This is a genomic window from Fluviirhizobium alvei, from assembly GCF_030551875.1.
Lineage (GTDB): Bacteria > Pseudomonadota > Alphaproteobacteria > Rhizobiales > Rhizobiaceae > Rhizobium_E > Rhizobium_E alvei.
This window is the reverse complement of record NZ_JAUOZU010000027.1, coordinates 1-15,661: the sequence shown is the minus strand read 5'-3', so window position 1 is coordinate 15,661 and position 15,661 is coordinate 1. Positions and strand designations below refer to the sequence as shown.

Here is a 15,661-nt window from a genome sequence, read left to right as displayed (position 1 = left end):
TCCGTGCTCGGCACAGCCAAGGTCAGGGTCGCGGTCGAAGCCGGCATTCGCCAGGGCTGGGACCGGTTCATCGGCTCCGATGGCCTCTTTGTCGGCATGAAGGGTTTCGGTGCTTCCGGCCCCTACAAGGAACTCTACAAGTATTTCGGAATTACCCCCGAGGCGGTTGCGGATGCCGCCAGCGCCAAGCTCGGGTAACATCATGGGCCGGCCCGGTGTGGCCGGCCTTTGCTTTTCCAACTACGCAATGTTTCAGCGGGAGAAATGACAATGGCAATCAAGGTAGGTATCAACGGCTTCGGCCGCATTGGCCGCAACGTGCTTCGCGCCATCATCGAGTCGGGTCGTACTGACATCGAAGTGGTGGCGATCAACGATCTCGGTCCGGTCGAAACCAACGCGCATCTGATGCGTTATGATTCCGTCCACGGCAAGTTTCCGGGCACGGTAACGGTTTCCGGCGACTCGATCGATGTTGGTCGCGGCCCGATCAAGGTCACCGCCGTTCGCGATCCGAAGGAACTGCCGTGGGCCGACGTGGATATCGCGCTCGAATGCACCGGCATCTTCACCACCAAGGAAAAGGCTTCGGCCCACCTTGCCAACGGCTCCAAGCGCGTTCTGGTTTCGGCTCCGTGCGATCATGCCGACAAGACCATCGTCTTCGGTGTCAATCATGGCGAACTGACCAAGGATGACGTCGTCGTCTCGAACGCGTCCTGCACCACCAACTGCCTGGCACCAGTGGCCTATATCCTCAACCGCGAATTCGGCATCGAGAAGGGTTACATGACCACGATCCATGCCTATACGGGTGACCAGCCGACGCTCGACACCATGCACAAGGATCTCTACCGCGCCCGCGCTGCTGCGCTGTCGATGATCCCGACTTCGACCGGTGCCGCCAAGGCTGTCGGCCTCGTGCTGCCGGACCTCAAGGGCAAGCTCGACGGTTCGTCGATCCGCGTGCCGACCCCGAATGTCTCGGTCGTCGACCTCAAGTTCATCGCCAAGAAGAATACGACGGCTGAAGAAGTCAATGCCGCCATCAAGGCCGCAGCCGAAGGCGAGCTCAAGGGCATTCTCGGCTACAGCGTTGAGCCGCTCGTGTCGATCGACTTCAACCATGACAGCCACTCCTCGACCTTCGCTGCCCAGCAGACCAAGGTCATGGACGGTAACCTGGTGCGCATCCTGTCCTGGTACGACAACGAATGGGGTTTCTCGAACCGCATGTCGGACACGGCCGTTGCCATGGGCAAACTCATCTGATCCGACACTTCATCGGACCGAAATCGAAAGCGGGCAGCCTTGCCCGCTTTTTTTATTGAAATTGTTCCTCGCCTCATTGTCGTCCAGAACTGGATTGATCATTCTGACATCAGCGAGCGCACTGCTTCGCGCTTCCAGATCAGCCAACCGCTTTCGCGTTCGGGCTGCCATCAGACATTTCAGCAAGGGACGATGCCAACGGCTCAGAGAAGGCCGGGCGCTGCCAGAGGGGACAAGTTGGACGCTTTCTATATTATTCTGCTTGTGTGTTCGTCGCTCATCCTGCTTGCGGCCTTTTCCTCTCTCATCGCCTTCCGTTTCGGCGCTCCGCTTCTTCTTCTCTTTCTGTCCGTCGGTCTGCTCGCCGGTACTGACGGGCTCGGCATCGATTTCGACAATGCCGGCCTCGCCTATATGCTGGGATCGATCGCGCTCGCCGTCATTCTGTTCGATTCCGGCTTCGGAACGCCGATCAAGGCGTTCAAGCAGGCGGCTGCGCCAGCGATCACGCTGGCGACCCTCGGGGTCATTCTGACAACCGGCCTGTTCGCACTGGCCGCCATGCTGTTTGCCGGCCTCAATTTTACGCAAGGGCTGCTGCTTGGTTCGATCGTGGCGTCGACGGATGCGGCGGCTGTGTTTTTCCTCTTGCGCATCGGCGGCGTCAATATTCGTGACCGCATCACTTCGTCGCTCGAAGTCGAATCCGGCACCAACGATCCGATGGCTATCTTTCTCACCATCACGCTCGTGCAACTTGTCGCTAAGGGCCATGGGCTCGAGGATCTCGATTGGCACCTTCTCGTCGATTTCATCGAGGAAATGGGACTGGGGGTGATTTTCGGCATGCTTGGCGGCTGGATGATCGTGGCGGCGACCAACCGGTTCGAAACCGATCGCGGTATTGCCCCGATCCTCGTGCTGGCCCTGTCTCTCCTGGTTTTTTCAGCCACAGGTGCTTTCGGCGGCAGCGGGTTTCTGGCCTGTTATGTCGCCGGTCTTTATGCGGGCAACCAGCCGCTGCAGGCGCGGGTTTCCATCCGCCGTTTCCAGGAGGGCATGACCTGGCTTGCCCAGATCATCATGTTCGTCGTCCTCGGTCTCCTGGCGACACCGTCCGATTTCGGCGCGATCCTGTTGCCAGCCATCCTGCTCGGCCTCTTCCTGATTCTCGTTGCCAGACCGCTTGCCGTTTGGCTCTGCCTGTTGCCGTTCGATTTTGCCCAGAAAGAAATCACGTTTGTCGCCTGGGTGGGGTTGCGCGGTGCCGTCTCCATTCTTCTCTCCATCCTGCCGATCCTCTACCAGGTCGAGGGTGGGCAGGTGTTCTTCAACCTCACCTTCATCATCGTTCTGGTGTCGCTCGTGGTCCAGGGCTGGACGATCAAGGTGATGGCGAAGCAGCTGAATCTGATCGTTCCACGCCAGACTGGCGATGTTGACCGGATCGAGGTCGACCTGCCACGTTCAGCGACGCATGAACTCGTCTCCTATCGCGTCATCAAGGATACGCCGGTGCTGCGGGGGGCGAGAATTCCCCGCTGGGCAACACCATCCCTCGTGATCCGTGACGGTCGCTCGATGCGCTATCAATATGCCGGCCGCCTGAAGGAGAATGACATTGTCTATCTATTCGTTGCGCCGGCCTACCTCAAACTGCTCGACAGGCTGTTTGCGAGCCGGGTCGAACTGGCGCAGGATGACGAGGAATTCTTCGGCACTTTCGCAATCGGCACATCGCGGCCCGCACAGGAATTCGATGCGGCCTATGGGCCTGGCCTCCTCACCGCCCAGGAGATGGAAATGACCATGGGCGAACTCGTGATGGCGCGTCTGGGCGGTCAGGCAGAGTTTGCCGATCGTATCCGTATTGGTCCGATCGTCCTCATCGTCCGTGATCTCGATGAAAACCACCGCGTTTCGGCGATCGGTATCTCCATGGCAGAGATCGAGCCACCGAAGACACCACCGCTGTTTCTTAACCTGCGCGAAATCCTGCAACGGTTCAGGGCACGGGCCAGGGCGAGTTGACGTTCATTCTTCCGGTTTGAACGTCCATTTGATCGTCACCTTGTCCTTGCGCTTTCGTATTTTAGTTTTGAGTGCGACCGGACCCTGAATATGCGCCTCTGCTTCGGCGAAGGCCCGGCGCGCCTCGGCAACGGCACGATGATAGAGGCTGTTGTCGCGTTTGGGATCGTTTGCCAGGGCTTTGATCAGCGCCGTCAGATCCTTGTCATTCTTTTCCATTGCCGGTCCGATCCCATCTTATCTGTCGCGCTCTATCCCACAGCCTTGACGATTGTGAAATCTCTTTTGACCCGGAATTGGAATGAACCAATTGCCGGCTTGCGTCACGAAATTCGCGGTGTATGGTCCAGCCAACCAAGCCACATCGAAACGGGAAGATAACATGCCGGCTTTCAAGACCCTCGACGATCTCAGCAACATTTCGGGCAAGCGTGCGCTCGTGCGCGTCGATCTCAATGTGCCCGTCAGTGACGGAAAGGTGACCGACACGACACGGATGGAGCGCGTGGCGCCGACCATTCTCGAACTGGCCGACAAGGGCGCAAAGGTGATCCTTCTGGCCCATTTCGGGCGTCCGAAGGGCGCCGTTGCCGCCGAATTCTCTCTGGCGATGATCGTGCCGGCTTTCGAAGCGGTTCTCGGTCGCAAGGTCGCATTCGCCTCCGATTGCATCGGTTCTGTTGCAGCCGATGCCATTGCCGCCCTTGCCGATGGCGGCATCCTGCTTCTGGAAAACACCCGCTTCCACAAGGGCGAGGAAAAGAACGACCCCGAATTCGTAAAGGCACTGGCCGCCAATGGCGACCTCTATGTCAATGATGCCTTCTCTGCTGCCCACCGCGCCCATGCCTCGACAGAAGGTCTCGCGCATGTTCTGCCCGCCTATGCCGGCCGCACCATGCAGGCCGAACTCGAAGCGCTCGAGAAGGGGCTCGGCAATCCCTCGCGTCCGGTGGTGGCGATCGTCGGCGGCGCCAAGGTTTCGACCAAGATCGATCTGCTGAAAAACCTCGTCGGCAAGGTCGATGCGCTGGTGATCGGCGGCGGCATGGCCAATACATTCCTCGCAGCCCAGGGCATCGATGTCGGCAAATCGCTCTGCGAGCATGATCTTGCGGAAACCGCACGCGAAATTCTCGCGGAAGCCAAGAAGACCGGCTGCGATATCGTGCTTCCGCTCGATGGTGTCGTCGCGCGCGAATTCAAGGCAGGTGCGGCCAACGAAACTGTCGCTGTCACGGCCATTCCGTCCGATGCGATGATGCTCGATGTCGGCCCGCAGTCGATCGAGGCGGTCAATGGCTGGATTGCCAAGGCCGCAACGCTGGTCTGGAATGGCCCGCTCGGCGCCTTCGAGATCGAGCCTTTCGACAAGGCAACCGTCTCTGCGGCACAATTTGCTGCCACTGAAACTGATGCCGGCAAGCTCGTCTCGGTTGCCGGTGGTGGCGATACGGTTTCGGCATTGAACCATGCCGGTGTTGGCGAGCGCTTCACCTATGTTTCGACCGCAGGCGGCGCCTTCCTCGAATGGATGGAAGGCAAGCCACTTCCGGGCGTCGATGTTCTGTCCAAGGCCTGATCGGGCCGCTGCATGAGGGATGCGCGGAGACATTCGCGCATCCATCCACAAAGGCGTTTAAGTATTTCAAAAATTTAAACGATTGAAATCATTTCAATCGTTTCAGCCATTTCAAGGCACATTTCCCTTTAAAAGAACTTCTGCTATCGGCCCATTGACCCCTCGGAAGGAACATCGCAGTTCGAAAACAGCGACAGGCTCGATCCGGGGAAAGGCCCGTCCGACCAGGACAGAGGGCCATGAGACAAAGAGATTTCGGGAGCGCGTAAAGCGCCATTTTAGGGATAGGAGTGAATGATGGTGGACGCGAAAATGTTGGACAAGATCAGCTCGGCACCTGGCTTCATCGCCGCGCTGGACCAGAGCGGTGGTTCAACCCCCGGTGCCCTGCGTCTTTATGGAATTGCCGAGTCCGAGTATCAGGGCGACGAGGAAATGTTCCGTCTGATGCATGCCATGCGCGTTCGCATCATGAGTGCGGCTGCCTTTTCGGGTGACAAGGTCATCGGCGCCATCCTGTTCGAGCGGACCATGGATGGTGACGTCAACGGCCAGGCCGTCCCCTCCTATCTCTGGGAAAAGCGTGGCGTCGTTCCGTTCCTCAAGGTCGACAAGGGCCTGATGGCGGAAGAGAATGGCGTGCAGCTGATGAAGGCGATGCCGGATCTCGATCCGCTGCTGATCCGCGGTCGCGAGAAGGGCATTTTCGGCACCAAGATGCGTTCGGTGATCGCACAGGCCGACAAGGCCGGTATTGCCGCTGTCGTCAAGCAGCAGTTCGAAGTCGGTCGCCAGATCATCGGCCAGGGACTGGTTCCGATCATCGAGCCGGAAGTGTCGATCAAGAGCCCGACCAAGGAAGAAGCCGAAGTCATTCTGCGCGACGAGATCGCCAACGAACTCGACAAGCTTTCGGCTGACGAAAAGGTCATGCTCAAGGTCACGATCCCGACCGTTGCCGATTATTACGCTCCGTTGGTCGCTCACAAGGCCGTTGTTCGCGTTGTCGCCCTGTCCGGTGGTTATACTCGCGCCGACGCCTGCGAAAAGCTGAGCCACAACCACGGCATGATCGCAAGCTTCTCGCGCGCGCTCACGGAAAACCTCCGCGTTTCGATGAGCGATGCGGAATTCGAAGCCAGCCTCGCCGAAACGATCAACGAGATCTATGGCGCCAGCGTGAACAAGGCCTGATCGACCCTGTTTCATCACGGAAATGCCGAAGGGGAGGCGAAGGCCTCCCCTTTTTGCCATTTGGCGTTATGGTCTTCTTGTCCATTCCTGCGGAGGCCTCATGGAGCCGGCAATCCCATCTTCGTCCATACCCGTTCCGGTGCTCGTCGGGCTGATTATCCTCGCCTGGCCGATTGCCTTCGGACTGCTGTGGGGCGGCATCGTCTGGTTGATGGCACAGATCGGGGGGTGGGGCCGACTGGCGCGGCACTATCCGGGCAGCAAGATGCCGCCAGATGGAAGGGTGCTCGCGAGCGCGACCGGCATGATCGGGCTTTCAAGCTACAAGCGCGTGCTGCGGATCGTCGTGACGGCGGAAGGATTGCATCTCTCTGTCTGGCGGATCTTTTCCATTGCCCATCCGCCGCTCTTCATACCCTGGGGCGCCATCCATGACGCGACGGGCGTAAGCATGATCTTCCGGCGTTATGTGAGCTTCGAGGTCGGGTCTCCGACTGTCGCGCGGCTGCGGCTGCCCTTTGAGGCTTTTGTCGATTCCCCGGTGACGATCGATTAGAGCCGTGCCTTGGTCGATCGCGGTGTCGACAGAAGCAGATTGGTCTCCGAATTGACGATGCCCTGCACGAGGCGGACACGCCGCAGCACGGCATCGAAATCGGGCAGGGTCGCGGCACCCAGTTCGGCGATCAGATCCCAGCGGCCATTGGTCGTATGTATGGCCGAAATCTCGGGGAAACCGCCGAGAATACGGATCACGCGATCCGTCACATGCCCTTCCACCTCGATCATCATGATGCCACGGATGGGCGTGTCCGAGGTATCGTTGCGCAGGATCACCGTATAGCCGAGGATCTCGCCGCTGGCTTCGAGGCGCTCGACCCGAGCCCTGACCGTGGCGCGTGCGACATCGAGGCTTGTCGCCAGATCGGAGATGCTTTTGCGTCCGTCATGCCTGAGCAGGGTAATCAGTTTTTGGTCGAGTTCGTCCATGACTATCCATTATGGCAAGTTGAATAGCCATTTTGATAATACATTTGGTGCTGATTGCCAAATCGTATTGTTCCTTCTGCCACGCGCGAATGGTTCAATGCCAGAAACAGGAGAGGCGGTTGGCAATGGATATTACACTCATCGGTGTGCCGGTTCAGGAAGGTTCGGGCCGCGCGGGCTGTGACATGGGCCCGTCCGCGTTCCGGGCGGCTGGTCTGACGTCCGCGCTTGCGGAACTCGGCCATAAGGTGTGTGACATCGGCAATCTGCCGCCACGTCGTCTCGAAGATGCCCGGCACACGAACCCGGTTCTGAAGAACCTGCCCGAGGTTGCCGGCTGGATAGAGCAACTGGCCGATGTGGCCTATCGGGAAAGCAGCCAGTCCATGCCGATCTTTCTGGGCGGCGATCATTGTCTGTCGGCGGGAACCGTTGCCGGCATTGCTCGGCGCGCCCGGGAAAACGGCCGTCCGCTTTTCGTGATCTGGCTCGATGCGCATACTGATTTCCACACGCTTGCGAGCACCGAAAGCGGCAACCTGCATGGAACGCCGGTGGCCTATTTCACCGGCCAGGACGGGTTCGGCACGGCATTTCCGCCACTTGTAGCGCCGGTGGCGCCTGAGAACGTGTTCATGATGGGGATCCGGAGCGTCGATGCGGCCGAGCGCAAGGCGATCGTCTCATCCGGTGTCGATGTCTGCGACATGCGTCGGATCGACGAGGAGGGCGTGGTAGCACCCCTCAAACAGTTCCTGTCACGGGTTCAGGCGGCAGATGGATTGCTGCATGTTTCGCTGGATGTCGATTTCCTCGATCCGTCGATCGCGCCTGCGGTCGGCACAACGGTGCCCGGCGGCGCGACTTTTCGCGAGGCGCATCTGATCATGGAACTGCTGCATGACAGTGAACTAGTCAGCAGCCTCGATCTCGTCGAACTCAATCCCTTTCTCGATGAGCGCGGTCGCACCGCCTACCTCATGACCGATCTGGCGGCCAGCCTGCTCGGAAAACGCGTCATCGATCGCCCAACCCGGAGTTTCTCATGACCGACGGTCTCAAGCTCAATATCGTTCCCTTCGTCAGTGTCGACAGCATGATGAAGATCGTCATGGGAATCGGCGTCGAACGCTTCCTTGTCGATCTTGCCGCCTATGTTGAAGAGGATTTCCGCCGCTGGGAAAGTTTCGACAAGACGCCAAGGATTCCGTCGCACAGTGACGATGGTGTCATCGAACTGATGCCAACGAGTGACGGCGTTCTCTACGGCTTCAAATATGTCAATGGCCATCCAAAGAACACGCGTACCGGGCGGCAGACGGTGACCGCTTTCGGGGTGCTGGCCGATATGGCGAGCGGCTATCCTGTGCTTTTCACCGAAATGACCATCCTGACCGCACTCAGGACCGCAGCCACTTCGGCAGTAGCGGCGCGGCACCTGGCGCCGCGCAACGCAAGAACAATGGCGATCATCGGCAATGGTGCCCAGTCGGAATTCCAGGCTCTGGCCTTCAAGGCGCTCTTGGGTGTCAATCGCCTGCGCCTTTACGACATCGATCCGGTCGCCACCGAGAAATGCGCCCGCAATCTCGCTGGTCGCGGCTTCGAAATCATCAAGGCCAAAAGCGTCGAGGAAGCTGTCGAAGGGGCGGAGATCATCACTACAGTTACTGCCGACAAGCGGAACGCGACCATCCTGAGCGACAATCTGGTTGGAGAAGGTGTCCATATCAACGCTGTTGGCGGTGATTGTCCCGGCAAGACAGAGCTTCACCGCGACATTCTGCTGCGCTCGAAGATATTTGTCGAATATCCCCCACAGACGCGCATTGAGGGTGAGATCCAGCAACTGGAGCCTGATCATGCCGTCACCGAACTCTGGCAGGTGATGACCGGACAGGTCGCGGGCCGGGAGAGTGAAAGGCAGGTAACGCTGTTTGACTCGGTTGGCTTTGCTATCGAGGATTTTTCTGCCTTGCGCTTCCTGCGCGATCAGTTGGAGGCTTTTCCTTTTTACGAAGAGATCGACCTTCTGGCAGACCCGGATGAGCCACGGGATCTGTTTGGCATGTTGCTTCGGTCCCAGAAGTAGGTCGACGAGTGTATTATATAGCTAAAAAGCTATGTTATTTTGTTTTGCTCTATAACTCCATTTGCCGGGCTGACCTGTTACTATTCGGTCACAGGTCGAATGGTCTGCAAATGCTCGAAAGTAAATTTTTGTAATTTTCCGCCCCGTAGTGTGGCAATTTCTGATGGCTGATCGCATATGTGTTCACAAAGTGCGAATTGTCATTTGTGCGGCAGCCAGATTTGTCTTGCTCGCCGCGCTCGGGTGATGGTGCGGATTTAACGCCACTGCAACGGAATGTGACTATAGGGTTTAGCGAGAGCGAGCTTCGGAGCGATCCAAAGCCACTATGGTTTACGTATAAATCGCGTTTCGCGAACAACAATCCGTTTTGGCCGGTCGTTGGAAATTGGAATTTGTTTCGTCCATTTGCAGTTTGGGCAGGATGAAACGGTGTGGGGAACAATCGATGCGCAGCAAGACGAACAAGATCCTGATTCTGGCCTCCGCCATGCTTGCGGCTTCCGTCTTTCCGGCTTTGTCGGAAGAGGCAGCCAAGCCCGCCACACAGAAAACCGAACAGAGCTTTCCAGCGATCCGGGTTACAGCGGCGAAGGTCCGCAACCTCACCGACCGTATCATCGTGACGGGTTCGATCGAAGCTGTCGAGGAAGTCTATGTGCAGCCGCAGATCGACGGTATGCGGATTGAAACGCTGGCGGCCGATGTGGGCGACAAGGTCACGGCAGGCCAGGTCGTGGCAACGCTGAGCCGTGACACGCTTCTGCTGCAGAAGAGCCAGCTTGAGGCCAATCGGGCCAAGGCGCTCGCCATGGGCGCACAGCTTGAGGCTCAGCTTGCTGAAGTGAAGGCCAATGCGGACGAGAGCAAGCGGCAGGCAACGCGTGCCGAAACGCTGGCGGCCAAGGGAACGATCGCAACCTCGCAGGCCGAGCAATTGCGTGCAGCTGCGACGGCTGCGGAAGCGCGGATCAAATCATCCGAGCAGGCCCTTGCGGCCAACAAGGCGGATGTCAATGTGGTTGATGCCCAGATCCGCGATATCGACCTCAAGCTTTCGCGTGCCGAAGTCAAGACGCCGGTCTCCGGCGTGATCTCTGCGCGCAATGCGAGGATCGGCGCGATCGCGGCCGGTGCGGGGCAGCCGCTGTTCACTGTGATCCGCGATGATGCGGTCGAGCTCAAGGCCGATATTCCCGAAGGCGATCTGCTGCGTCTGGCCCCGGGCCAGTCGGCGAGCATTGCCCTGGCTGGCGGGGCGGTTAAAATTGTCGGTAAGGTGCGCAGCATCGATCCGACGGTTGACGCCACTACGCGCCTTGGCAAGGTGAATATTGCCGTCGATGATGCCGACAAGGCCCGTGTAGGCATGTATGCGAGCGCTGAGATCGTAATCTCCAAGCGCGATGTCCTGTCCTTGCCGCTGACCGCGGTCACGACGGAGAAAGGCCAGCCGGTTGTCCGCAAGGTAATCGACGGGAAAGTGACGATGGCGCCTGTGACGACCGGCGTTCAGGATGGTGATTTCATCGAAATCGCCGAAGGTCTGAAGGCCGAGGATATGGTCGTGGAGAAGGCTGGCGCCTTCGTTCGCGATGGTGACCGGGTAACCCCGGTTTCCGACGAAAAGACCGCCTCTAACTAACGGGAACGCAGCGTATGAATTTCTCCGCCTGGTCCATTCGCAATCCAGTCGCTCCGCTGCTGGCATTCGCGCTCCTGCTCTATCTTGGCGTCAAGTCATTCTACGAGCTGCCGATTACGCGTTTTCCCAATATCGACGTACCGGTGATCTCGGTCAGCGTCAGCCAATCGGGCGCGGCGCCGGCGGAACTTGAAACGCAGGTGACGCGCGAGATTGAAGATGCGGTTGCCGGCATTTCCGGCGTAGACTTCATCACATCGACCGTCAATGATGGCATCTCGACCACAGCCATCATGTTCAAGATCGAGGTGCCGACCGACAAGGCGCTCCAGGACGTCAAGGATGCGGTGGATCGCATCAGCGCCGATCTGCCGGCGACGGCGGAAACGCCGGAAGTCCAGAAGATCGATGTCGAAGGCAGCGCCATCCAGACATTCGCGGTCTCATCCGCCAACATGACACTGGAAGAGCTTTCCTGGTTCGTCGAAGACAAGGTCAAGCGCGCCCTGCAAGGCAAGCCCGGCGTGGGCCGGATTGACCGGTTCGGCGGCGTCGATCGTGAAGTGCATATCGAGCTCAATCCGGACAAGATGAATGCGCTTGGCATCACGGCTTCGAACGTGAACAGCCAGTTGCGCGGCACCAATGCCGATTTGGGCTCGGGTCGCGGCCAGCTCGCGGGCGCTGAGCAAACCATCCGTACCCTGGGTGACCAGCGCCAGGTCGAACAGCTTGCCGATACGATGATCGCCCTGCCATCCGGCCGTTTCGTGAAGCTGTCGGATCTCGGATCGATCGTGGATACCTACAAGGAGCCGGCATCCTTCTCCGTCTTTAATGGAAATCCGGTCGTTTCGTTCCAGGTGTTCCGTTCCAAAGGCGCCAGCGAAGTGACCGTGGCCGAAACCGTGGCGAACGGTCTTGCGGAGGTGCGCAAGGCCCATCCGGACGTCAATATCGAACTCGTCAATGATGCAGTCTATTTCACCTACGGCAATTACGAAGCGGCCATCCATACGCTGATCGAAGGCGCAATCCTGGCCGTCATCGTCGTGTTCCTGTTCCTCCGAAACTGGCGCGCGACGCTGATTTCGGCTGTGGCGCTGCCGCTTTCGGCGATTCCGACATTCTGGGTGATGGACCTGTTGGGCTTCTCGCTCAATCTGGTGAGCTTCCTTGCCTTGACGCTGGCGACCGGTATCCTGGTCGACGACGCTATCGTCGAGATCGAGAACATCGCGCGCCACATCAAGATGGGCAAGTCGCCTTACCGGGCCGCCATCGAGGCCGCCGATGAAATCGGTCTGGCTGTCATTGCAACCACCTTCACCATCATTGCGGTCTTTGCGCCGGTCTCCTTCATGGGCGGCATTCCGGGCCAGTACTTCATTCAGTTCGGCCTGACCGTCGCGATTTCGGTGTTCTTCTCGCTTGCGGTTGCGCGATTGATTACGCCGCTAATGGCGGCCTATCTGATGCGCGCGTCCGATGCCGAGGTCGATCATGATCACGGCAAGGATGGCCCGATCATGTCGACCTATACAAAGCTGATCTCGGCGACAACTTCGCGCTGGTATGGCCGCTATGGTACCTTGGTCGGCGCCTTTGGCTTCCTCATCGGCTCGGTTGTCCTGATGCTTCAGGTGCCCGGAAGCTTCATGCCGCCGGAAGATGCCGGCCGCGTGACGCTGTCTCTGGAACTGCCGCCGTCGGCATCGCTTGCCGATACCGAGAAGGTGACCAGCGAGATCTACGAGCGCACCAAGGACATCGAAGGCATCCGGGACATCTTCGTTCTCGGAGGCGCCTCGCCGAAGGGTGAAGTCGAACGTCGCCGTGCCTCGATCTATGCGATGCTCGACAATACCGAACATTCGCTGGCGGTGAAACTGGTCAACGATATCGGCGGCAGCATTCCGCTGATCGGGCCGCTGTTACCGAAAATCGAGAGCCATGGCCGCAAGATCCCGCAATGGGATATCGAAGCGGAAGTGTTCAAGCGCGTGGCCGATATTCCGGATGTCCGTATCCTGAAGCTCAACGATCGTGGCGACCGCGACATTACCTACAATTTCACGTCGCCGAATGCGACGGACCTCGATGCGGCTGTGGCCATTCTCGAAGCGAAATTGCGCCAGGAACCGATGCTGCAGAATGTCGGTGCGGAAGGTGCGTTGCCGCGGTCTGAAATCCAGATCCGGCCCGACTTTGCCAAGATGGCGCGCCTCGGCATCACCACCAGCCAACTGTCGGAAGTGGTTCGCGTTGCCACGATCGGCGATGTCGATACGGCCCTGCCGAAGATTGCGCTCGATGACCGGATGATCCCGATCCGCGTGCAGATGTCGCTCGATGTCCGGCGCGATCTTGGTGCCATCAAGGCCATCAAGGTCCCGACGGCCGGCGGCCAGACGGTTCCGCTCGGTTCTGTCGCTGCAATCAATTACTCGGAAGGCCCGAACACGATCAAGCGGCATGATCGCAACCGTGTCGTCTCGATCGGCGCCAGCCTGCCGCGCGGGGTTCCGCTCGATCCGGCCAAGGCCCGGTTCGAGGAGATCGCCAAGAATGCCGGCATCCCGGCAAGCGTTCAGGTTCTGGAAAGCGGTGACGCCAAGGTGCAGGCCGAAATGCAGGTCAGCTTCGTCAATGCGATGCTGCTCGGCCTGATGCTGGTGTTGGCCGTCCTCATCCTTCTCTTCAAGGATGTCATTCAGCCCTTCACCATTCTGTTCTCGCTGCCGCTTGCCATTGGCGGCGTGGCCATCGCCTTGTTGATCACCAACAATTCCTTCTCGATGCCGGTCATGATTGGTGTGCTGATGCTGATGGGCATCGTCACCAAGAACGCCATTCTGCTCGTCGATTTCGCGATCGAGATGCGCAATCGCGGCATGAAGCGAACCGAAGCAATGATTGAAGCCGGTCGCAAGCGTGCGCGACCGATCATCATGACCTCGATCGCCATGTCGGCCGGCATGTTGCCTTCGGCACTCGGTGTCGGCGAAGGCGGTGCCTTCCGGGCGCCGATGGCGATTGCCGTCATAGGCGGCATCATCGTCTCGACGGTGCTGTCGCTGGTGGTGGTGCCGAGCTTCTTCCTAATCATGGATGACCTGTCGCGTCTGCTTGGCTGGTTGTTCGGCCGCTTCGTCGGCAAGAAGGAAGACGAGGGTGATGCACTCGACAATGAGGAACTGACAAAGATCATCAGCGAAAATGGCCGCACGATTTCGGCCCTCGAGGAGCGGTTGCAGGTTCTCGAAACCCACAAGGGCGATGGAGAAACAAAAGCCGCGCCCCCGAAAGGACGCCAAAGTCCCGCCAATGATCCGCTAGGCAAGCCCCTGGCAGCAGAATGAATGACAAAGAGCCCGGCGATTGCCGGGCTCTTCCGTTTTCGGCACGGCGATCCTCCTCCCCTTCAATATTTTTGCCGCTTTGATCGAAATCAATTCGATCATTGGTGAAAGCTATATTTTCAGCACATGAAGTTCGACGTGAGCATTCATCTCCGGAGGAAGAGGCGTGAACAAGATCTTGAAGATTAACCACCGCGATCGCGAAGTGCTGCAGAGCACCGCCCTAATGTCTGGTCTCAATCCGGCATTGCAGAAGCGGATCATGGATACCATTGCCGTTTCGAGCCACGAGTCTCGCGATATGCTGTTCCGGGAGGGAACCGAGGCCGATTGCTTTTATGCGGTCCTGTCCGGTTATGTCCGCCTGTTTCGTCTGAGCAAGGAAGGCCGGGAAGCCGATATCGGCATTTTCGGGCCGGGCGAGATTTTTGGCGAATGCGCCATGTTCCTCGGCTCCACCTACACATTCAATGCCCAAGCGGCCGAGAGCGTGATGCTCGCGCGTTTCGACATGAGCAAGATGCGCCTGATCATGCGCGAAGAACCCGAACTCGCCATGTCGATGCTCAACATCATGGCCCGGCATCTGAATGATGCTCGCGAAAATGTCGCGAACGACCGGCTTCACACGGCGCCGCAGCGGGTTGCCAATTACCTGCTGGAGCTTTCGCGTGCGAATGGCAACGGGGCTTCGACCTTCCGCCTGCCGTTCCAGAAGAGCCTCCTGGCCGGCAAGCTCGGTCTGGCACCGGAAGCGCTGTCGCGGGCTTTCTCGCTGCTGCGCAATTCGGGCGTTTCGATCCGCGGACGGATGGTGCAGATCAGCGACGCGGAAGCACTGCGAAAGATCTGAACCGGGCGGCAAACACAATCTGAAGAAGGGCAGGGGCCAGGCTCCTGCCTTTTCGTTTGGCTGTGAGGGAAGCTGGAGCGGGTGAAGGGCTCCTGACTTGCTGCCGATTGCATCGTCAAATGCGAAGATTCGCAAGCGGTTGGGAATTCAACATATTTGTATTTTGACACAAGAAACGACACAAGATTGGCATTCGCGTTGTGTCGCGTCTGGCAAGTTGTTCTTTTCGTGCTCACCCGGCGCTCGACCTTGATCCTTTCACGGCGGCGCTTCAAGGCGAAAACATCTATCTTCGTCAAACCGGTACTGTCGAAAGAAAACAGTGAAACATTGTGCGATAACAATGCAGCCACTAATCCCAAACGTGTCAACGTGCTAAGTACGGTCTTCAAGTATCGCTAATAGGTTATGTCATGCCGAACAATCTTTAGTTGAACATGGACGTTCAGGAAATCATCTATTCGAAGCTCAAGTCCGTCGCCGTTATCGAGAGCTCTCGGTGAATTCGTCCAGGGTGAATGCTATCGCAACCGCGATTGCCCATAACCTCGAAATGAACATATGGCCTGCTGCCGGTTTTTCGGACGCCGAGTTAAGCTAATCCCAGTTTGTTTTCAAATTCCATCGGGCTGAGATAACC

The 15,661-nt window shown here is 58.4% G+C and carries 13 protein-coding genes; 11 read left to right on the top strand and 2 right to left on the bottom strand.

From position 1 onward, the window contains the following. The 3 genes from Q4481_RS24280 to Q4481_RS24270 all read left to right on the top strand — a co-directional run. A partial coding sequence (locus Q4481_RS24280; protein WP_304379017.1) for a transketolase-like TK C-terminal-containing protein occupies positions 1-198 on the top strand: 198 nt, incomplete at its 5' end. Between the two features lie 72 nt (positions 199-270). After that, positions 271-1,272: a type I glyceraldehyde-3-phosphate dehydrogenase gene (gene gap / locus Q4481_RS24275; protein ID WP_304379016.1), complete on the top strand. Its 1,002-nt coding sequence runs from the start codon at positions 271-273 to the stop codon at positions 1,270-1,272. Between the two features lie 237 nt (positions 1,273-1,509). Further along, a complete protein-coding gene (locus tag Q4481_RS24270; protein WP_304379015.1) occupies positions 1,510-3,303 on the top strand; it encodes a potassium/proton antiporter in 1,794 nt (597 codons plus the stop codon). 3 nt (positions 3,304-3,306) lie between these two features. Here the strand turns inward: Q4481_RS24270 and Q4481_RS24265 are convergent, their stop codons facing one another. Continuing rightward, a complete protein-coding gene (locus Q4481_RS24265) occupies positions 3,307-3,522 on the bottom strand; it encodes a hypothetical protein (RefSeq protein WP_304379014.1) in 216 nt (71 codons plus the stop codon). 163 nt (positions 3,523-3,685) lie between these two features. Here Q4481_RS24265 and Q4481_RS24260 point away from each other — a divergent pair, with 163 nt between their 5' ends. The 3 genes from Q4481_RS24260 (at position 3,686) to Q4481_RS24250 (ending at position 6,635) form a co-directional block, all read left to right on the top strand. Then, on the top strand, positions 3,686-4,885 hold the full coding sequence (locus Q4481_RS24260; RefSeq protein ID WP_304379013.1) for a phosphoglycerate kinase: 1,200 nt from the start codon (positions 3,686-3,688) through the stop codon (positions 4,883-4,885). A gap of 297 nt (positions 4,886-5,182) precedes the next feature. Further along, on the top strand, positions 5,183-6,079 hold the full coding sequence (locus Q4481_RS24255; protein ID WP_304379012.1) for a fructose bisphosphate aldolase: 897 nt from the start codon (positions 5,183-5,185) through the stop codon (positions 6,077-6,079). Positions 6,080-6,179: 100 nt separating this feature from the next. Next, on the top strand, positions 6,180-6,635 hold the full coding sequence (locus Q4481_RS24250) for a hypothetical protein (RefSeq protein ID WP_304379011.1): 456 nt from the start codon (positions 6,180-6,182) through the stop codon (positions 6,633-6,635). Here Q4481_RS24250 and Q4481_RS24245 read toward each other — a convergent pair. Further along, positions 6,632-7,069, bottom strand: coding sequence for an Lrp/AsnC family transcriptional regulator (locus tag Q4481_RS24245; protein WP_304379010.1), 438 nt, complete (start codon positions 7,067-7,069; stop codon positions 6,632-6,634). The genes Q4481_RS24250 and Q4481_RS24245 overlap by 4 nt on opposite strands. A gap of 125 nt (positions 7,070-7,194) precedes the next feature. Between Q4481_RS24245 and rocF the strand changes: the two genes are divergently transcribed. The 5 genes from rocF to Q4481_RS24220 all read left to right on the top strand — a co-directional run bounded on the left by rocF (position 7,195) and on the right by Q4481_RS24220 (position 15,021). Next, positions 7,195-8,118 carry an arginase gene (rocF, locus tag Q4481_RS24240; protein ID WP_304379009.1) on the top strand — a complete coding sequence of 308 codons (924 nt, stop codon included), beginning with the start codon at positions 7,195-7,197 and terminating at the stop codon, positions 8,116-8,118. Then, positions 8,115-9,161 (top strand): ornithine cyclodeaminase, encoded by a 1,047-nt coding sequence (ocd, locus tag Q4481_RS24235; protein WP_304379008.1) that lies wholly within the window; start codon positions 8,115-8,117, stop codon positions 9,159-9,161. Before rocF ends, ocd begins: the two co-directional genes overlap by 4 nt. A 448-nt stretch (positions 9,162-9,609) precedes the next feature. After that, positions 9,610-10,806 (top strand): efflux RND transporter periplasmic adaptor subunit, encoded by a 1,197-nt coding sequence (locus Q4481_RS24230; protein ID WP_304379007.1) that lies wholly within the window; start codon positions 9,610-9,612, stop codon positions 10,804-10,806. Positions 10,807-10,820: 14 nt separating this feature from the next. Beyond that, positions 10,821-14,168 (top strand): efflux RND transporter permease subunit, encoded by a 3,348-nt coding sequence (locus tag Q4481_RS24225; RefSeq protein ID WP_304379006.1) that lies wholly within the window; start codon positions 10,821-10,823, stop codon positions 14,166-14,168. A gap of 166 nt (positions 14,169-14,334) precedes the next feature. Continuing rightward, positions 14,335-15,021 (top strand): Crp/Fnr family transcriptional regulator, encoded by a 687-nt coding sequence (locus tag Q4481_RS24220; RefSeq protein WP_304379005.1) that lies wholly within the window; start codon positions 14,335-14,337, stop codon positions 15,019-15,021. The last annotated feature ends 640 nt before the right edge of the window (positions 15,022-15,661 follow it).

Coding starts and splice junctions, on each gene's coding strand:
- gap (WP_304379016.1), top strand. CDS start 271: ATGGCAATCAAGGTAGGTATCAACGGCTTCGGCCGCATTGGCCGCAAC.
- Q4481_RS24265 (WP_304379014.1), bottom strand. CDS start 3,522: ATGGAAAAGAATGACAAGGATCTGACGGCGCTGATCAAAGCCCTGGCA.
- Q4481_RS24260 (WP_304379013.1), top strand. CDS start 3,686: ATGCCGGCTTTCAAGACCCTCGACGATCTCAGCAACATTTCGGGCAAG.
- Q4481_RS24255 (WP_304379012.1), top strand. CDS start 5,183: ATGGTGGACGCGAAAATGTTGGACAAGATCAGCTCGGCACCTGGCTTC.
- Q4481_RS24250 (WP_304379011.1), top strand. CDS start 6,180: ATGGAGCCGGCAATCCCATCTTCGTCCATACCCGTTCCGGTGCTCGTC.
- Q4481_RS24245 (WP_304379010.1), bottom strand. CDS start 7,069: ATGGACGAACTCGACCAAAAACTGATTACCCTGCTCAGGCATGACGGA.
- rocF (WP_304379009.1), top strand. CDS start 7,195: ATGGATATTACACTCATCGGTGTGCCGGTTCAGGAAGGTTCGGGCCGC.
- ocd (WP_304379008.1), top strand. CDS start 8,115: ATGACCGACGGTCTCAAGCTCAATATCGTTCCCTTCGTCAGTGTCGAC.
- Q4481_RS24230 (WP_304379007.1), top strand. CDS start 9,610: ATGCGCAGCAAGACGAACAAGATCCTGATTCTGGCCTCCGCCATGCTT.
- Q4481_RS24225 (WP_304379006.1), top strand. CDS start 10,821: ATGAATTTCTCCGCCTGGTCCATTCGCAATCCAGTCGCTCCGCTGCTG.